The organism is Companilactobacillus bobalius (assembly GCF_009764355.1).
In genome coordinates this window covers 1-1,514 of record NZ_LNUA01000072.1, presented here as the reverse complement: position 1 = coordinate 1,514, position 1,514 = coordinate 1, and the positions used below count along the sequence as shown (strand labels likewise).

Sequence of the window (1,514 nt, the reverse complement as noted above, 5' to 3'; positions counted from 1 at the left end):
CTTTAAACAAAAATGGATTGTCCCCTGTAGAATACAGGGAGCAATCCATGATTTTTTAAAACTTATAAAAATGTCTAACTTTTTTATTGCACTTCAATAAATCAAAAATTATCTAGGTTCTTTTTATATTATTTAATTTTCCGATCAAGTTTCTTAAATCTTTTAGATTATATTTCTAAAAGATTTTCATTCACATTATTTTTTTTTTATTTTCATATACCATAATCGGGCTTTTATTACATTTTCAAATATGTGAAAATGAATTTTTAAGAAATGAATTTTTAAGAAATGGATTTTTTCTATGATTAAAATAAATAACAATTTAACAAAAGCAGATTGGAAATATGTTTTTTTATTGTTGAAGAAAAATAACATTCTAAGCTCTTTTAATAAAAGAATCAGATTTTGCCAGTTTCTCTCTGTAATAAGTTTTTCCTTTATTATAATTATCTCTCTACTTGATGACCCTCATGAACTAACACTAGTAAAATTGATATATTCCATACAAGATCTATTGGCAATGATTTTTTGTATTTTCTTTTTAAAATTTTTAATGTGGAAAATATTTATTAATAAGAATGTTCAGATTTTAGCAAAAAAAGACCACACTATTTTTTTTGACAATGGAATCAATATTGATAAAAGATCAATAAATAATTCTTCCTATGGTAAATTTAAGTATATTATTGATTCTGATTATTTTTATATTCTGGTTCGTCCCATAAAAATAGAATATTCTCTTAAAAAAAGATCACAAACCGTTCTTCCAATTGTGCCCATAAAAAAGAATAAAAATACTTTAAATACACTTCCATCAACGGATTCCATATTCCAATTATTAGGTTATAAGATTCCTAACATTATAAAAGTCTAAATATTTTCCAGTTTATTATATACGTCGTTAAAAAAAGTGACATGGTAAATAGCCAACTATTTGAAGTGCCCTAAAATTGTTAGACATAATCTAACAATTTTAGGAGCACTTTTTTTATGACCAAATACTCTTCAGAATTCAAAGTTAAACTAGTAAATGAATACTTTGATGGACAAATTTCTATACTTGGATTATCAAAAAAATATGGAATGCCCAGTAAATCACCGATTTATTACTGGGTCCATGAAGCGGAGGCAAATGGACTTAATTATTTGATAACTAAAAAATCTCATAAAGACTATTCTCAAGATTTTAAATTATCCGTGATAGAATATTATAAATTACATAAGATCAGTCGCCTTGATACTGCAATTTATTTCAAAATATCACCTAGCCAGGTTAATTCATGGATATATAGATATAATCACTATGGTGTTATTGGATTAAGGCGTCGTCCCAGAGGGAGACGACCGTTAATGGCCAAGAAAAAGAAGAAACAAACACGTTTAAATTCCACAAAAGAAGAGAAATATTAACAAGAAATTCTCGATCTAAAAGCTAAACTACATGATGCCGAAATGGACCGTGATATTTTAAAAGCACTAAAGACCTTGCGAGAAAACGATCACAACTCGAAAAA

At 26.6% G+C, this 1,514-nt stretch carries 2 protein-coding genes; both read left to right on the top strand.

All coding sequences use genetic code 11. The features are described 5' to 3' along the window. Positions 1-301: 301 nt before the first annotated feature. Positions 302-874 carry a hypothetical protein gene (locus ATN92_RS15110; RefSeq protein ID WP_056954774.1) on the top strand — a complete coding sequence of 191 codons (573 nt, stop codon included), beginning with the start codon at positions 302-304 and terminating at the stop codon, positions 872-874. A gap of 116 nt (positions 875-990) precedes the next feature. Continuing rightward, positions 991-1,410 carry a helix-turn-helix domain-containing protein gene (locus tag ATN92_RS15105; protein ID WP_056954773.1) on the top strand — a complete coding sequence of 140 codons (420 nt, stop codon included), beginning with the start codon at positions 991-993 and terminating at the stop codon, positions 1,408-1,410. The last annotated feature ends 104 nt before the right edge of the window (positions 1,411-1,514 follow it).

Excerpts from the sequence above, each read along its gene's own strand:
- ATN92_RS15105 (WP_056954773.1), top strand. The coding sequence starts at position 991 with ATGACCAAATACTCTTCAGAATTCAAAGTTAAACTAGTAAATGAATAC.
- ATN92_RS15110 (WP_056954774.1), top strand. The coding sequence starts at position 302 with ATGATTAAAATAAATAACAATTTAACAAAAGCAGATTGGAAATATGTT.